The following is a 16,635-nucleotide window of genomic DNA, read 5'->3' on the forward strand; positions in this document are numbered from 1 at the left end:
GAGTCAGGGGTATCACCTAGCGACCGCCGCCCAGGTCGATGAACGAACCCGTCGAATAAGACGCCTTGTCGGACAGCAGCCACAAAATCGCTTCCGCCACTTCATCGGCCAGTCCGCCACGGCCCATGGGAATGGTCGGCTCCAGCTTGCTGACACGGTGGGGGTCGCCGCTCAGGGCGTGGAATTCGGTGAAAATGTAACCGGGGCGTACGGCATTGACTCGTACGCCCTCGCCCGCGACTTCCTTGGCCAGCCCGACCGTGAAGGTATCCAGCGCGCCTTTGGACGCCGCGTAATCCACATACTCGCCGGGGGAGCCGAGCCGTGCGGCCACGGACGACACGTTGACAATGCTGCCGCCGCGACCGCCATGGCGAGGCAGCATACGCAGCAGCGCGTGTTTGCTGCACAGCATCGGCCCGACGACGTTGCTCATCATGATCTTCAGCAGACGAAATTCGGACATCGTGTCCAGCCGCGAGGCCTCGCCCACCGTGCCGGCGTTATTGACCAATGCAGTGATCCGCCCCAGCTCCGAATCGACCCGGCCAAAGAGCCGAATGATTTCGTCCTCGTTGCTGACGTCTGCCTGCACCGCAATGGCATGCCCACCCGTTTCGCGAATCTGCCCGCACAGCCGCTCGGCCGACGCGTGATCAGACAGATAGTTGATGCACACGCGATAACCCTGCGCCGCTGCCAGAACCGCCGTCGCGGCCCGATGCCCCGGGAGCCGCCCGTGATGAGGAGATTTTTATCCATAAACGTTCCCAGTCGATCATTGCGTAGAGGTGGGGTGGGCATTAACACTCAATTGGTGATTTCGCTGAGTCGACGCCGGCAGGCTTCAATGTCCGCCATGAAGCGCTCGGCCGGCAGCGGATGACCCAACAGAAAACCCTGCAACGAGTCACAACCCAGTCGCGTGAGAAAACTTTGCTGGCTGGCGGTCTCGACACCCTCTGCGACGATGCGCAGGTTCAGGGCCTGGCCCAGCGCAACGATGGCCGAGACAATGGCGGCGTCATCGCTGTCGTCTTCCAGATCGCGGACGAAACCGCGGTCGATCTTCAACTCGTTGGCCGGCAGGCGCTTGAGGTACATGAGGCTGGAATAACCGGTGCCGAAATCGTCGATGGACAGGTCAACGTCCATGTCCGACAGCTTCTGCAGCACGGTCATGCTGGCGTCGGCGTCACTCATGGCAGTGGTTTCGGTGATTTCCAGGGTCAGGCAATTGGCCGGCAGCCCATGGGTGGCCAGTGCGTCTGTGACGGTTTCGACCAGCCCGACGTGACTGAACTGCAACGCCGACAGGTTCACCGCGATGCGCCAGTCGGTGTAGCCAGCGTCGTACCAGCGCTTCATCTGCCGGCAGGCCTCGTTCAGTACCCACTCGCCGATCGGGATGATCAACCCGGTTTTTTCCGCCAGACCCATGAATGTATCCGGCATCAGCAGCCCGAGCTGCGGATGATTCCAGCGCATCAATGCCTCGGCACCGATCGGCCGGTGGGTGCCTGCAGAGAACTTTGGCTGGTAATGCAGGCAGAACTGCCCTTCGCGCAGCGCCAGGCGCAGGTCCTGCAACAGCTGCAACTGATTGCGCGCGTTGGTGTTCATCGACGCGTCGAAGAAGCTGTAGCCGTTCTTCCCGGCGCTCTTGGCGTGGTACATGGCGGCGTCGGCGTTCATCAGCAGTTCCTGCTGGGTGCGGCCGTTGCCCGGGTACAGGCTGATGCCGATGCTCACCGTCACCTGAAGGTCATGTTCCTGCACGCTGAACGGCTGGCTGACCAGGGCTACCTGACGCGAGGCGACGCTGACCGCTTCTTCGCCATCATCCAGTTCGACCAGCAGCACAAATTCATCGCCGCCGATGCGCGCCAGGGTGTCGTGGCGATGGAAGTTTTCGCGCATCCGCACGGCCACCGCCCGCAGGAGCTGGTCGCCGACGTGATGGCCGAATGCGTCGTTGACCGGTTTGAAGCCGTCCAGATCCAGAAACATCAGCGCGAACATGCCGCCCTGAGCGTCCACTTTGTGCATGGCCTGATCAATGCGATCGGCCAGCAGAATGCGGTTAGGCAACCCGGTGAGGTTGTCGTGCAGGGCCAGTTGCGTCAGCTCGCGATTGGCTTCTTTCAGCGACAGCGACAATTGGGCAGTACGCGCCGCCATGCGCGCATCCAGTACGGAGGTCAACAAGGTAATGCCCAGCACCGTGAGGCTGGCGATCAATACCAGCTTGTCCAGACCGTCGGGAAGCAAGCCACCGGGAATCGCGCCGCAGAAACTGCCGGCCGGGAAGTTGGCGGCGGTCATGGCGGTGTAGTGCATGCCGAGGATGGCGAAGCCCATGATCACCGCCGCGCCGCTGCGGGCCAGACGCACGTAAGGGGTTTCCTTGCGCAGCCGCACGGCGATGCTTAGCGCTGCGGCTGACGCGGTGACGGCAATCACCAGCGACAGGCCGAACAAGGTGGGGTCGTAGTCGATGCCCGGCTGCATGCGCATTGCCGCCATGCCGGTGTAATGCATGGTGCTGCTGCCCAGGCCCATGACGAATGCGCCGAGGACAATGTTCAACACGGGAACGCGATCGTGACTGACCAGCCACAACGCAAGACCGGAAGTAAAGATGGTGATCAGCAGCGACAGCAGTGTCAGCGGGATGTCGTACGCCAGCGGGATGGGCAGCGTGAACGCAAGCATGCCGATGAAATGCATGGACCAGATGCCGACACCCATCGACAGCGCGCCGCCGCACACCCACAGCATTCGTGCCCGACCGCTGGCCGAGGCAATGCGCCCCGCCAGATCAAGGGTCGTATAGGACGCGAGAATCGCTACCAGGACTGAAATCAGAACCAGCGAGTAGGTGTAATGGCCTATCAACATGGGCTGGCCCTTGGCTCAACGGAATTCGGCTTTTCAGCCCTGATGAATGGGGCGGCGATTGTACCGAAATTCGCGAAAAAGTCCCGACACTCCGTCGCAAAGATGGCACATCGCTACGCAAGCACCTAGCGCTCCGATATGTCCTTGCCCGGCGTCAGCCCGGTCGCCACGTCCCAGCCACCGCCGAGTGCCGCGATCAGTTGTGCGCTGGCGACCAGCCGGCTTTCCAGCACGTTCAGCACGCTGCGTTCGTTGCTCAAGGCCGTGGTCTGCACGTTGACCACGTCCAGATAACCGATCAGCCCGGCTTTGTACTGGTTGTTGGTCAGGCGCAACGAATCACGCGCCGATTGCAGGGCCTCGTCACGCACGCCCGCTTCCTGCTCATACACGCGCAGCTGCGCCATGTAGTCCTCGACCTCCTTGAAACCGTCGAGCACGGTCTGGCGGTACTGGGCGACGGTCTGGTCGTAGACGGCTTCGGTGCGGTCCACTTCAGCAGCGCGCTGGCCGCCATCGAACAGGGTCATCGCCAACTGCGGGCCGACCGACCAGAAGCGGTTGGGCAGGGAAATCCAGTTGCTGACCGTGCTGCTGCTGTAACCACCGCTCATGCTCAGGGTCAGGTCCGGGTAATACGCGGCCTTGGCCACGCCGATATTGGCGTTGGCGGTCATCACCGATCGCTCGGCAGCGGCGATGTCCGGGCGGCGCTCAAGCAATTGCGACGGCAGCTGCGCCGGGATCTGCGGCACCGCCGGAATCGACGTTGTGGCCGCGAGGCTGAAGTCCGCCGGCGCCTGGCCCATCAGCACGGCAATCGCGTTTTCGAACTGGGCGCGCTGCCATTGCAGGTCGATCAGGTCGGCCTGGGTGCTCTTGAGTTGCGTCTGCGCCTGGGCGGTGGCATCACGGCCGGAAATCCCGGCGCGGTACTGGTTCTGGGTCATGGTCAGCGAGCGCTGGTAGGCATCGACCGTTGCTTCGAGCAAACGTTTCTGCTCGTCGATTACCCGCAGTTGCAGGTAGCTCTGCACCAGTTGAGACTGCAGGCTCAGGCGCATCGACGCCAGATCGGCGAGGCTGGCCTGGGCGCTGGCCTTGTCGGCTTCCAGGCCACGGCGCAACTTGCCCCACACGTCGGCTTCCCAGCTCACGCCCAACTGTGCGTTGTAGGTGTCCCGGATGCCGCTGCTGGAACTGCTCAGGCTCGAACTGCTGCTGCCGGTGCCCTGGCTTGAGCGGTTTTTGCTGGTGGTCAGGCCCAGGGTCGGAAAAAACGCGCCACGCGCACTGCGCACCAGTGCCGCAGCCTGCCGGTACTGCGCCTCGTATTGCGCCACGGTCTGGTTGGACGTGTTGAGCTTCTCGACCAGGGCGTTGAGCTGGGCGTCGCCATAGATTTCCCACCACGCGCCGCGCGCTATCGCATCACTCGGGTTGGCCTGGGTCCAGCCCTCGGCTTGCTTGAAGTGCGCCGGGGTCGGCATGTCCGGCGTCTGGTAATCGGGGCCGACGGCACAGGCACTCAGCAGCAGCGCGCACAGGGCCACGCCGAAGCTCCGGCGAAACGGCAACGTCCGCTGCAGGTCAGGCGTTTTCATCGAGTCGTTCATAGCGGAGTTTCCAGGGCAGCATCCGTCTGCACCCCGCGCCATGTGTTGAAACGATGGCGCAGACGGTCGAGATAAAGGTAAACCACGGGCGTGGTGTACAGCGTGAGGATCTGGCTGAGGATCAGCCCGCCGATAATGGTTAGGCCCAGTGGCCGGCGCATTTCCGCGCCTTCGGCGCTGCTCAGCAGCAACGGCACGGCACCGAGGATCGCCGCCAGCGTGGTCATCAGAATGGGCCGCAGACGCTGCAGGCAGGCGTTGCGAATCGATTCCACCGGGGTCATGCCGCCCTGGCGTTCGAGTTGCAACGCGAGGTCGATCATCAGAATCGCGTTTTTCTTCACCACGCCGATGAGCAGAAACAAGCCCAACAGCGAGATCAGGCTGAATTGCCCGCCGGTGAGGTAGATGCTCAACAGCGCGCCGACCCCGGCCGAGGGCAGCGTCGAGAGAATGGTCAGCGGGTGGATGTAGCTTTCGTAGAGAATGCCCAGCACCAGATACACCGCCACCAGCGCCCCGAGGATCATCCATGGCTGGTTCTTCTGGGTCGCGGCGAAGGCGTCGGAGGTCCCGGCCATCTTGGCGATCACGTCTTCGGGCAGGCCCACCGCCGCGACTGCGCGTTCGATGGCGACGTTGGCCTGATCGAGGGTGACGCCATCGGCCAGGTCGAAGGAGATGTTTTCCGAGGCGAACTGGCCGTCATGGCTGACCCGGTCGTCCTCCAGACTGCGCTCGTAACGGGCGATGGTCGACAGCGGCACCCGCGCGCCGTCGGCAGTGATCACCTGAACCTGCTCCAGCGTGGTCGGGTCGAGGGCGTATTTCGGGTTGACCTCCATGACCACCTGATACTGGTTCAGCGGGTCATAAATGGTCGACACCTGACGCTGGCTGTAGGCGTTGTTCAGGACCGTGGTGACCATGTTCATGTCGATGCCAAGGCGCTTGGCCGCATCGCGGTCGACGATCAGCGTCACTTGCTGGGTACCGCCGCCGTCGTTGGCGTCGATGGCAGTCAGTTCCTTAAGTGACTTCAGTGCCGCGACGATCTTCGGGTACCACAGGCGCAGGGTTTCCAGGTCGCCGCTTTGCAGGATGTACTGGTATTGCGAAGTGGTCTGCTCGCGACCGCCGCCCAATTGCAAATCCTGATCGGGTTGCAGAAACAGGCGCCCCCCGGGCACCAGGGGCATTTCCTTGCGCAGCCGTTCGACCACTGCCATGGCGCCGATGTTGCGTTCCTTGATCGGCTTCAAACGGACGATGATGAACGCGTTGCCGGTGCCGCCGTTGCCGCCGATGAAGCCCGCAACGCTTTCCACGGCCGGGTCCTTGAGGATCGCCGAGCGGAACGTGTCCATCTTCGGCTGCATCACCGAGAACGACAGGCCGTCATCCCCCCGCACAAACCCCATCAACTGGCCGGTGTCCTGCTGCGGCAGGAAGGTCTTGGGCACCACAACGTACAGCGCGACGTTGCCGACGATGGTCAACAGCAGCGTCAGCAGGGTCAGGCGCCGGTGGCGCAGCACCCAGCGCAGGCTGCGGTCGTAGCCTGCGACCATGCGATCATTGACCCGCTGGCTCCAGCGTTGCAGGCGATTTTCCGTGCCCGGCACGTGGGGCTTGAGCCAGCGCGCGCAGAGCATCGGCGTCAGGGTCAGCGAGACCACCAGCGAAACAACGATGGACACCGACAGCGTGATGGAAAACTCGCGGAACAGGCTCTCCACCAGCCCGCCCATGAACAGGATCGAGATAAACACCGCCACTAGCGAGACGTTCATCGACAGCAGCGTGAAGCCGACTTCTTTGGCGCCGAGATAAGCCGCCTCCATGGGCGGCACGCCTGCGTCGATGTGCCGGGAGATGTTTTCCAGCACGACGATGGCATCGTCGACCACCAGCCCGGTGGCGAGAATCAGTGCCATCAGCGACAGGTTATTCAGCGAGAAACCGTACAGGTACATGATCGCGAAGGTGCCGACCAGCGACACCGGCACCGCCAGGGTCGGGATCAGCGAGGCGCGGAAGTTTCCGAGAAACAGGAACACCACCAGGATCACCAGGACCACGGCGATCAGCAAAGTCATCTCGGCTTCGTGCAGCGTGGCCTTGATCACCGGCGAGCGGTCCATGGCCAGGTCGAGCTTGACGCTGGCGGGGAGCACCGCCTGCAACGCCGGCAACTGCGCCTTGATCGCCGCCACGGTTTCGATGATGTTGGCGCCGGCCTGGCGGTTGATCACCAGCAGCACAGCGGCTTTGTCATTGAAGAAGCCGCTGTTGTAGCGGTCTTCCACCGAGTCCTTGACCTTGGCGACGTCTTTGAGCCGCAACGCCGCGCCATTGGCGTAATGGATGATCAGCGATTCGTAATCCTTTGCCTTCTCCAACTGGTCGTTGGCCTGCACCTGCCAGTTGTGCTCGCTGTTCTCCACCGAGCCTTTCGGGCGGCGCACGTTGGCATTGGAGATGGTGGTGCGCACTTCATCCAGCGACACGCCGTACTGGGACAGCAGCTTGGGTTCCAGCTCCACGCGCACGGCGGGCAGCGAACTGCCGCCGATCTGCACTTCGCCGACGCCGTTCACCTGGGACAGGCTCTGGGACAGGATCGTGGAGGCCATGTCGTACAGCTCGCCCTTCTCCAGCACGTCGGAGGTCAGCGACAGCACCATGATCGGCGCCTGGGACGGGTTGACCTTCTTGTAGGTCGGCATGCTGCGCATCCCGCTGGGCAGCAGGCTGCGCGATGCGTTGATGGCCGCCTGCACTTCCCGCGCAGCACCGTTGATGTCGCGGTCCATGTCGAACTGCAGAATGATCCGCGTCGAGCCCTGGCTCGAACGGCTGCTCATGGTGTTGACCCCGGCAATCACCCCGAGGGAGCGCTCCAGCGGCGTCGCCACGCTGGACGCCATGATTTCCGGGCTGGCGCCGGGCAGCGAGGCGCTGACCACGATCACCGGGAAATCCATGTTCGGCAGCGGCGACACCGGCAGCAAACCGAAGCTCATCCCGCCCAGCAGCATGATCGCCAGGCTCAGGAGCATGGTGGCCACGGGGCGTTTGATGAAGGGCCCGGACAGATTCATGGGCGGGAGCTCCAAGCGGCAAGCTTCAAGCTGCAAGCGAATCGGCGGCGAGCACTCCTCTTGCAGCTTGCCGCTTGAAGCTTGGCGCTGCCGGTCATACCGCCACCTCGGTTCTCTCTTTGCGCTGGAACCGACGCCCCAACCGATCAAAGTACAAATAGATGACCGGCGTGGTGAACAGCGTCAGCACCTGGCTGACCAGCAGGCCACCGACCATCACCAGACCCAGGGGCTGGCGCAGCTCGGCGCCGGAACCCGAGGCGAACATCAGCGGGATCGCGCCGAACAGTGCCGCCAGGGTCGTCATGAGAATGGGCCGGAAGCGCAGCAGCGCCGCTTCGTAGATGGCGGTCTGCGGGTCGATCCCACGGTTGCGTTCGGCGTCGAGGGCGAAGTCGATCATCATGATCGCGTTCTTCTTGACGATACCGATCAGCAGGATGATGCCGATGATGGCGATCATGCCCAGATCGTTGCCGCTGATGATCAGCGCCAGCAGCGCACCGATGGCCGCCGACGGCAGGGTCGACAGAATGGTGATCGGGTGGATATAGCTCTCATAGAGCACGCCCAGCACGATGTACATGGTGATCACCGCCGCCAGCACCAGCAGCAGCGTGCTGGACAATGAGGCCTGGAAGGCTTCGGCCGCGCCCTGGAATTCCGTCTGCACGCCGATTGGCATGCCGATGTCTTTCTGCACCTGCTCGATGACTTCCACGGCCTTGCCCAGGGCAACGCCCGGCGCCAGGTTGAACGACATCATCACCGCCGGAAACTGCCCGATGTGGGCGATTGCCAGTTGCGCCTGACGCTGCTCGACCCGGGCCAGACTCGACAGCTTGACCTGCCCGCCGTCGGTGGTCTTGACGTGAATCTGCTCCAGCGCCTCGGGGCCGAGTTCACTGCGCGAATCCGCTTGCAGCACCACGCGGTACTGGCTGGCCTGGGTGTAGATAGTGGAAATCTGCCGCTGGCCGAAGGCGTCGTACAGCGCGTCGGTGATGTTGGCAACGGTCACGCCCAGCCGGCTGGCAGCATCTCGGTCGATGTTGAGAAACACCTGCAAACCCTTGTCCTGCAGGTCGCTGGCGACATCGGTCAATTCCGGACGCTGAACCAGCGCCTCCACCAGCTTGCCGCTCCACAGATTGAGCAGGTCGGCGTCCGGCGACGACATGCTGAACTGGTACTGAGTGCGACTGACCCGGTCTTCGATGGTCAGGTCTTGCACAGGCTGCATGAACAGGCGGATGTCCGACAGCTGATCGACCTCGGGCTGCAAGCGTTGGATCACTTCGGACGCCGTGACATCCCGGTCGCCATGGGGCTTGAGGTTGATCAGCATACGGCCGCTGTTGAGGGTCGCGTTGTCGCCGTCGACGCCGATGTAAGACGACAGACTGGCGACGGCCGGATCCTTGAGGATGATTTTCGCCAGGGCCTGCTGACGCTGGCTCATGGAGGCGAACGACACCGACTGAGGTGCTTCGGAAATGCCCTGAATCACGCCGGTGTCCTGCACCGGGAAGAAGCCCTTGGGCACGGCGAGATACAGCAGCACTGTAATGCCGAGGGTGGCGATGGCCACCAGCAGGGTCAGCGGCTGATGCCTGAGCACCCACTGCAACTTGCGCCCATAGGCGGCCACCAGCCAGTCGATCCACGCACCGCTGGCCCGGTAGAAGCGGCCCTGTTCTTCTTCTCTCGGCTCACGCTTGAGCAGGCGCGCGCACATCATCGGCGTCAACGTGAGGGACACCACGAGGGAAATCAGGATCGCCACCGCAAGGGTGATGGCGAATTCGCGGAACAGCCGCCCGACCACATCGGCCATGAACAACAGCGGAATGAGCACGGCGATCAGGGAAATGGTCAGCGAGATCAGGGTGAAACCGATCTGTCGCGCGCCTTTGAGCGCCGCCTGCAAGGGGGTCTCGCCCTCCTCCAGGTGCCGGGAAATGTTCTCCAGCATGACGATGGCGTCGTCCACCACGAAACCGGTGGCAATGGTCATCGCCATCAAGGTGAGGTTGTTGACCGAGAAACCAGCGAGGTACATGACGCCGAAAGTGCCGATCAACGACAGCGGCACGGCCACCGACGGAATGATCGTCGCGCTGAAGCGCCGCAGGAACAGAAAGGTCACCAGCACCACCAGCACGATGGAGATCATCAGCTCGTGTTGCACGTCGCTGACCGAGGCGCGGATGGTCTGCGTGCGGTCGGTCAGCACGGTGACATCCAGCCCGGCGGGCAGGTTTTCGGTGATGCTGGGCAGCAGCGCCTTGATCCGGTCGACCACGTCGATGACGTTGGCACCCGGCTGACGCTGGATATTCAGCAGCACAGCCTGGTTTTCGTTGGCCCAGGCGGCGAGGCGATCGTTTTCGGCGCCGTCGACGATCTCGGCGACGTCCTTGAGCCGCAGCGGGCCGCCGTTGTTGTACGCCAGAATCAGGTTGGCGTATTCCTCGGGGGACTTGAGCTGGTCGTTGGCGTCGAGCATCGACACCCGCGTCGGGCCGTCGAAATTACCCTTGGGGGTGTTGACGTTGGATGCGCTGACCAACGTGCGCACGTCTGCCAGGTTCAGGCCGTTGGCCGCCAGTGCGTCAGCGTTGACCTTGATCCGCACCGCCTGACGCTGGCCGCCGGCGATGGTCACCATGCCCACTCCGCTGATCTGCGCGATCTTCTGCGCCATGCGCGTGTCGACCAGATCGTTGAGTTTGGGCAGCAGCATGGTCTTCGACGTAATCGCCAGGGTCAGGACCGGTGTGTCGGCTGGGTTGACCTTGTTGTACGTCGGCGGCGCCGGCAAGTCGCTTGGCAGCAGGTTGGTCGCGCCGTTGATCGCCGCCTGCACTTCCTGCTCGGCCACGTCCATGTTGATGTCGAGGCTGAAACGCAGCGTGATGACCGAGGCGCCGCCAGAGCTGGTCGAGGCCATCTGGGTCAGGCCCGGCATCTGCCCGAACTGGCGCTCGAGAGGCGCGGTCACGGCACTGGTCATCACTTGTGGACTGGCGCCCGGGTACAGCGTCATCACCCGAATGGTCGGGTAATCCACCTGGGGCAATGCCGACACCGGCAGCAGCGTGTACGCGATCAGACCCGCGAGCACGATGGCAAGCATGCTCAGGGTGGTGGCGACCGGCCTGAGGATGAACAGCCGTGACAGGTTCATACGTTGCCTTTCTTCGCCGTCCCGGCATTGGCCGACTCACCGGGCTCCTTCGAGGGCTTGCCCTGCAACTGCTGGCCCGGCGTGGCCGGAACGTCCTTGCTGTCGTTGACCACGTCTACCGCGCTGCCGTCTTTCAGGCGGTCGGTGCCTTCGAGCACCACGCGGTCCCCGGCCACCAGACCTTCGGTGATCACCGTCGAGTTCTCGTCGCTCGGCCCGGTCTTGAGCGGGCGAATGCGCACGGTCTTGTCGCCGTCCATCACGTACACAAAGGTGCCGTTGACGCCGAACTGCACGGCGGCCGACGGCACCAGCACCACGTTTTTCAGGGTATTGGCGAGCAGGCGCGCGTTAACGAACTGATTGGGGAACAGCGCTTCGTTGTCGTTATCGAAACGCGCCTTGAACTTCAACGTGCCGGTGGTGATGTCGATCTGGTTGTCGATGCTGGCGAGCACGCCGGTGGCCTGAAGCTTGAGGTCACCGCGATCCCACGCTTCGACCGGCAGTTTGTCACCGCTGCGGTAGCGGCTGAGCACCTCTGCCAGGTCTTTTTCCGGCAGCGTGAAGTTGACGGTGATTGGCTTGATTTGAGTGATCACGACCAACGGGTTGGTGTCATTGGCCGCCACCAGATTGCCAACGTCCAGCTGGCGCAGACCGATACGACCCGAGATCGGCGCCCGAATCTGCGAGAACTCCAGATTGAGCCTGGCATCGCCCACTGCCGCCTGATTGGTCTTGATCGTGCCCTGGTACTGGCCCACGAGGGATTCGGCAGTGTCCAGGGTTTGCTTGGCAATGCTGTCTTCTTTGTACAGGCCCCGATAACGCTGTACGTCGAGTTGAGCATTCTTGAGCAGCGCCTGGTTCTGCATCAGCGTGCCCTCGGCCTGCTGCAGCGCGATCTGGTAGCTGCGCGGGTCGATCACCGCCAGCAGATCGCCGGCCTTGACTTGCTGGCCTTCCTGGAAGTTGATCTTCATCAATTCACCCGCCACGCGGCTGCGCACGTTAATCGTGTTCAGCGCCGTCACGGTGCCAAGGGCCTTGTAATAGATGGGGAAATCACCGGTGGTGGCAGCCGCCACCCGCACCGGCACCGGGACGGTCGAGCCGCCGAAACCGGGACGCTTGGCCGCCGCTTTGCCGTTCCCGCTGCTGCGGCTCGCGCTGGACTGGGCTTGATCGGTTTTCTGCGCGGCAGCGTCCGGCTTCGACGCAGAGCCTGGCCAGAAGCGCCAGCACAGGCCAGCGACGATCAACAGAACCAACAGGCTTATCAGCCAGCGACGGGAATTACGGGGGCCAGACGATTGCATGAATAAATCAACCAGTGTGCGCGTGAGCGTCTTCGGGAAGCTGAACAATAAGCACAGAAATCAGCGGGGCAAAGGGCCTTTACCGGCAATTTACCTAGTGCTTACTTTGGATAAGGTGCTGACGTACCAATAAAAAACGGCCTGAGGGAGTCAGGCCGCCTGGAGGTTGCCGGGTATTGCCGTCCGATGATGGCAATACGCCGTGAGGGAGCTTACTTCAATACGGCCAGTGCTGCGTCGTAGTTCGGCTCCTGGCCGATCTCCGGTACCAGCTCGCTATGCAGGACAATATCGTTTTCGTCCAGCACCACCACGGCACGGGTGGTCAGGCCCTTCATGGAGCCGTCGGCAATGGCAACGCCGTAATCCTGCATGAACTGCGCGCCGCGCATGGTGGACAGGTTCTTCACGTTTTCCAGACCTTCCGCACCACAGAAACGTGCCTGGGCAAACGGCAGGTCGGCGGAGATGCACAGCACAACAGCGTTGCTGAGCTCGTTGGCCTGGGCGTTGAATTTGCGGACGGAGGTGGCGCAGGTCGGCGTGTCGACGCTCGGGAAAATGTTCAGCACCTTGCGCTTGCCGGCGAAGGTTTCCAGGGTTGCGTCAGACAGGTCGCCCGCCACCAGCGTGAAGGCGGGCGCCTTGCTTCCGACGTTCGGCAGTTCGCCGCTGATCTGTACCGGGGAGCCTTTACGAGTCACTTGTGGCATGAGCTGATTCCTTGTTTGAGGTGGCATGCAAGGGCGGAAGTTAACCATGAAAACACAGGGTCACCTACCGCCGGGAATGAATATTCTGACAGTGCCGCGGCCGTTAAAAATCACGCTTGTAAAAAATATCCAGAGAGCTCGCCACGCCGCCTGCGACCTCCAGATACACCTTCTTGCTCAACAGGTAGCGCAAGGTCAGGGTGTTGGCCGGTTCAAATACCCCAACGCCATAGCGCAGGCTGAGCTTGTCGGTGATCTTGCCGCTGGCGACTACCGCTGTCTTGTCGCCGCTGCCCGAGGTGTCCAGATCGAAATCCCGAATGCCCAGCCCGGACGCCAGCTTGCCCGCCGTCGACGAACCGCCGGCCAGGCCCAGTGCCAGCGCAGCCTGGGCGACCATGTTGCTGTCTTCACCATTTGTGCTCAGCGGACGGCCCAGCACCAGATAGGACAACGCCTGCTCCTGGCTCATGGCCGGTTCGGAAAACACCGTGGTGGTGGGCTGTTCGGCGCTGCCGCTCAGGCGGATGCCGGCAATCACGTCGTCAGTCTGGCGGATGGCTTCGATGTCCAGATACGGCTGATCAACCGGCCCTGCAAACAACAGGCGGGCCTTGCGGATGGTCAGGCGCTGACCGTACGCGCGGTAGCGGCCGTCGTTGAGGTTCAACTCGCCCCGCGTGTCCATGTTGTCGCCGATGTGCACGTGGCCGGCGAGATTGGCGGTCAGGCCGAAGCCTGTGAAGCTCAAGGTCTCCTGGCCCACTTCGACGTTGACGTCCATGGCGATGGCCAGCGGGGTTTTGCCCTGTTTGGTCTGCTGGCCGACGATCACCGTGTCATCAGAGACTTTCACGGTCGACGGCGGCAGCTGCCGCACAGTGATTTCGCCTTTCGGAATCAGGACTTTGCCCGACACCGCAAGCCGGTCGCCCTGCAGGGTGATCTTCAGGTCCGGGGCCGCCTCCAGCTTGGCGTAGGGTTCAACCGTTATCGGCAGGCGCGTGCCTTTCAACGCTACGTCGACATCCAGTGCGTCGGCCCAGGCCACATGCCCGCCAATGCTGCCCTGGCCTGTCGGGCCGCTGTTCCATTTGCCGGTCAAATCGACGCGCTCGCCAGCAATCAGGGCTTGAACGTTGAGGTTTTCAAAGCTCACGGGTACCTCCGGACCGGAGACTTCGCCGTCGGTGAGCGCCACATTGCCGTTGATCTGCGGCGCCAGCAGGCTGCCCGAAACCCGGCCGCTGCCGTTGAGCTTGCCATTGAGTTTTTCCACCATCGGCACAAACGGCCGTGCAACCGACACGTCCAGGCCGCTCAGGGTGAATTCGCCGGTGACGGGCTTGTTTTTGGCGATCGGGTCGATGCTCAGTCGGGCCAACAACTCGCCGAGCTTGCCGCCACGAAAATTCAGGCTGGTGTCGACTTTCTTCGGCGTCAGGCTGCTGGTCAACTTCAGCGTGTCGTAGGGGAAGTCCAGCCACTGGCGCTTGTCCTTGACCCGCAGTGTTCCGCCACTGGCGTCGATGACCACCTGACCATTGGGGCCGGCAGCCGGCACGTCCAGCTGAATATCCGCATTCAATGCACCCTTCCAGGCGAAATCCTTGGGCAGCCATTGCGCCAGGCTTTCCAGCGGGAAGCGCTTGAGGTGGTAACGCAGGCGCGGCTCAGGCATCAGACGCTGATCTTCGCCGCACAGACTCGCAGGCCCCGAGACCCAGCAATGGGCACCGAAGTTGACCTTGCCGTCTGCCAGGCGCTCCAGTTTGGCCGGCTGCTGCAACTTCCAGTCCTGCCCGCCGCTCTGGATGTCACCGCTGGCCAGACGCCCGCGCCAGTTGCCTTTGTCCAGGTTGCCATCCAGCGCAAGGGCCAGTTTAAGCAGCGGCCCTTTAAGATCGAATTTGACTTGTTGACGCTTGATGTCGCCCTGGCCGTTCACATTCAAGGCACCCAGCGCGGTGTCGCCCGCTTGAATGCCGGTGGTCTTCAGATCAAAGGTCGCGCGCTGGGCGTTGTCGAGCTTGGCCGCCAACGTAAGCGCCTGCAGCTTGTTCGCCTCCAAGGCCAGTTGAGTGCCCTGCAAAGTCAGTTGCCCCTGGGGCGCCTGCACGGTGCCGGCAACGTCGACGCGCCCCTTCATCTGGCCTTGCAACCCGGGCCACAGCTGACCGAGTCGCGGGAGGTTGATGTCCAGCTTTCCGGCGATTTTCTGCTGCAGGTTGCCCGAGCCTTGAATCCGGTTATCGCCCAGGCGAATCTCAAGGCCGTTGAGATTCCATATGTTGTCGGCGCCATCGGCCTTGGCCTGCAGCACCGCAGGCTGACCACGCAGGCGACCTTTCAGATCCAGGTCGGCGTTCAGGTTCAATTGCTCGTTACGCAGCGACCCTTTGCTGCGCAGCGGACCCGCCAGGGAGCCTGGCAGTTCCGCGACCCAGTACGCGGGATCGATGGCGCTGAGATCCAGCGCCGTGTCCCAGGCAATGCCGTCGGCAAATTGCAGGTTCAGATGACCGCTGGCCTTGCCCTGCCCGGCTGCCAGTTCGAGCTGAGGCAGGAAGATCTGCTGCAGATCGCCGCTGACCGGACTTTGCAACGTGAAGGGGCCGGCCGGGCCTTTGAAGTCACCGGAGAAATGGCCGAGGTATTTACCGTCGGTGTAGGACACCTCCCCAGTGAACGCGTGCACGCTGACCTGCGGCTCGTCGATCAGCGGGTACAGGCGATGCCAGGGGAAGTCGAGCCAGTCGATTTTTGCGTCGGCGCGCAGGCCCTGTTGCCAGTCCAGCTTGCCGCTGGCCTTGAGACGCTGGGTGTCACTAGCGGTCAGGTCCAGCGCCGCGATGTCCGCGCCCTTGGCGTCGACCCGGCCTTGCAACGCCAACGCCACCGAGCCTTTTTCAGCAGGCAGGCTTGCGCTGCCAGTGATGGCATAGCCTTGAGAAAGGTCGCCCTTGGCGTTGAGAACCAACTGATTGAGCTGCAGCGTGTCCGGCAAATCGGCACTCGGTTTGAACCCGTCGCTGGTGATGGCGATATTTGCAGGCAGGTGCTCAACCAAGGGCTGCAGCTCACCGACGAGATGAGCGTCAATGTAGCCCTTGCTCTGCGCATTGAGCGTCAATGTCTTGAGCAGATCGCCCTGAACATTAAGCGCCATAGATAACGGCTGACCGCTGACGTCTGGCAGTTTCAGCTGCCCCTCGGCGGTCAGCGGCCAGTCCCCCTCTGGTTTGAGCAGCCCTGTCAGGTCAAGCGCGATGTCATCACGACCAGCGTGCAGCGAGTCGATTTTCAGGCCTTGAGCAGTCCAGTGCGCCGCCAGTTGCACGTCGCGGACCTGTTCGGTGCCGTCCAGGTGCAGGCTGCCGACCTGCACGCGCCCCAGTTGCAACGCCAGGGGCAGCTTGAGATCCGGCAGTTTAATGGGGCCGCTGCTGACTTCGTCGCTCGAAGGCGGGAATTGCAGGCGGATGTCGCCGGTTTGCAGGTTGTCGATGCACAGCGTCATGCGGGCGAGGCACGCCGGGGACCAGTCGAATACCGGCGCGTCGACTTCGACCTTGCTCTGGTCTTGCTGCCAGACCAGGTGATCGGCCTGCCATGCGCCGCCGAGCCGACCCGAAAACCCCTCGACCGACAGGCCCGGAACAAGCCCCAACGCCCATCGACTGCCGCTTTGAGTGCCGAGAAGGAGCATGAATGTCAGCCCCACAAGGATTACCAGCGACAGCAGCGTAACCGCCGTAATGGCCAGGGTGCGTTTCAACAAAGCCATGT

7 protein-coding genes and 1 pseudogene are annotated in these 16,635 nt (G+C 62.8%); all 8 read right to left on the bottom strand.

Going from position 1 to position 16,635, the window contains the following annotated elements; genetic code table 11:
- Positions 1 to 16: 16 nt before the first annotated feature.
- The 8 genes and pseudogenes from FX982_RS20125 to FX982_RS20160 all read right to left on the bottom strand — a co-directional run bounded on the left by FX982_RS20125 (position 17) and on the right by FX982_RS20160 (position 16,633).
- Positions 17 to 762 (bottom strand): annotated as a pseudogene (locus FX982_RS20125) (SDR family oxidoreductase).
- 48 nt (positions 763 to 810) lie between these two features.
- Positions 811 to 2,901: a putative bifunctional diguanylate cyclase/phosphodiesterase gene (locus FX982_RS20130; RefSeq protein WP_172612233.1), complete on the bottom strand. Its 2,091-nt coding sequence runs from the start codon at positions 2,899 to 2,901 to the stop codon at positions 811 to 813.
- A 125-nt stretch (positions 2,902 to 3,026) separates the two neighbouring features.
- A complete protein-coding gene (locus FX982_RS20135) occupies positions 3,027 to 4,505 on the bottom strand; it encodes an efflux transporter outer membrane subunit (protein ID WP_172613121.1) in 1,479 nt (492 codons plus the stop codon).
- Positions 4,506 to 4,513: 8 nt separating this feature from the next.
- Entirely contained in the window at positions 4,514 to 7,621 is a 3,108-nt protein-coding gene (locus FX982_RS20140; RefSeq protein ID WP_172612234.1) for an efflux RND transporter permease subunit, read from the bottom strand.
- A gap of 94 nt (positions 7,622 to 7,715) precedes the next feature.
- Positions 7,716 to 10,811, bottom strand: coding sequence for an MdtB/MuxB family multidrug efflux RND transporter permease subunit (locus FX982_RS20145; RefSeq protein WP_172612235.1), 3,096 nt, complete (start codon positions 10,809 to 10,811; stop codon positions 7,716 to 7,718).
- Complete coding sequence (locus FX982_RS20150) at positions 10,808 to 12,148, bottom strand: MdtA/MuxA family multidrug efflux RND transporter periplasmic adaptor subunit (protein WP_172613122.1); 1,341 nt, start codon at positions 12,146 to 12,148, stop codon at positions 10,808 to 10,810. Before FX982_RS20150 ends, FX982_RS20145 begins: the two co-directional genes overlap by 4 nt.
- Positions 12,149 to 12,345: 197 nt before the next feature.
- Positions 12,346 to 12,846, bottom strand: a complete 501-nt coding sequence (gene tpx, locus FX982_RS20155; RefSeq protein WP_172612236.1) for a thiol peroxidase — start codon at positions 12,844 to 12,846, stop codon at positions 12,346 to 12,348.
- A gap of 103 nt (positions 12,847 to 12,949) precedes the next feature.
- Entirely contained in the window at positions 12,950 to 16,633 is a 3,684-nt protein-coding gene (locus tag FX982_RS20160; protein ID WP_172612237.1) for a translocation/assembly module TamB domain-containing protein, read from the bottom strand.
- Between the last annotated feature and the right edge of the window lie 2 nt (positions 16,634 to 16,635).

The organism is Pseudomonas graminis (assembly GCF_013201545.1).
Lineage (GTDB): Bacteria > Pseudomonadota > Gammaproteobacteria > Pseudomonadales > Pseudomonadaceae > Aquipseudomonas.

Excerpts from the sequence above, each read along its gene's own strand:
- FX982_RS20135 (WP_172613121.1), bottom strand. The coding sequence starts at position 4,505 with ATGAAAACGCCTGACCTGCAGCGGACGTTGCCGTTTCGCCGGAGCTTC.
- FX982_RS20130 (WP_172612233.1), bottom strand. The coding sequence starts at position 2,901 with ATGTTGATAGGCCATTACACCTACTCGCTGGTTCTGATTTCAGTCCTG.
- FX982_RS20160 (WP_172612237.1), bottom strand. The coding sequence starts at position 16,633 with ATGGCTTTGTTGAAACGCACCCTGGCCATTACGGCGGTTACGCTGCTG.
- tpx (WP_172612236.1), bottom strand. The coding sequence starts at position 12,846 with ATGCCACAAGTGACTCGTAAAGGCTCCCCGGTACAGATCAGCGGCGAA.
- FX982_RS20145 (WP_172612235.1), bottom strand. The coding sequence starts at position 10,811 with ATGAACCTGTCACGGCTGTTCATCCTCAGGCCGGTCGCCACCACCCTG.
- FX982_RS20140 (WP_172612234.1), bottom strand. The coding sequence starts at position 7,621 with ATGAATCTGTCCGGGCCCTTCATCAAACGCCCCGTGGCCACCATGCTC.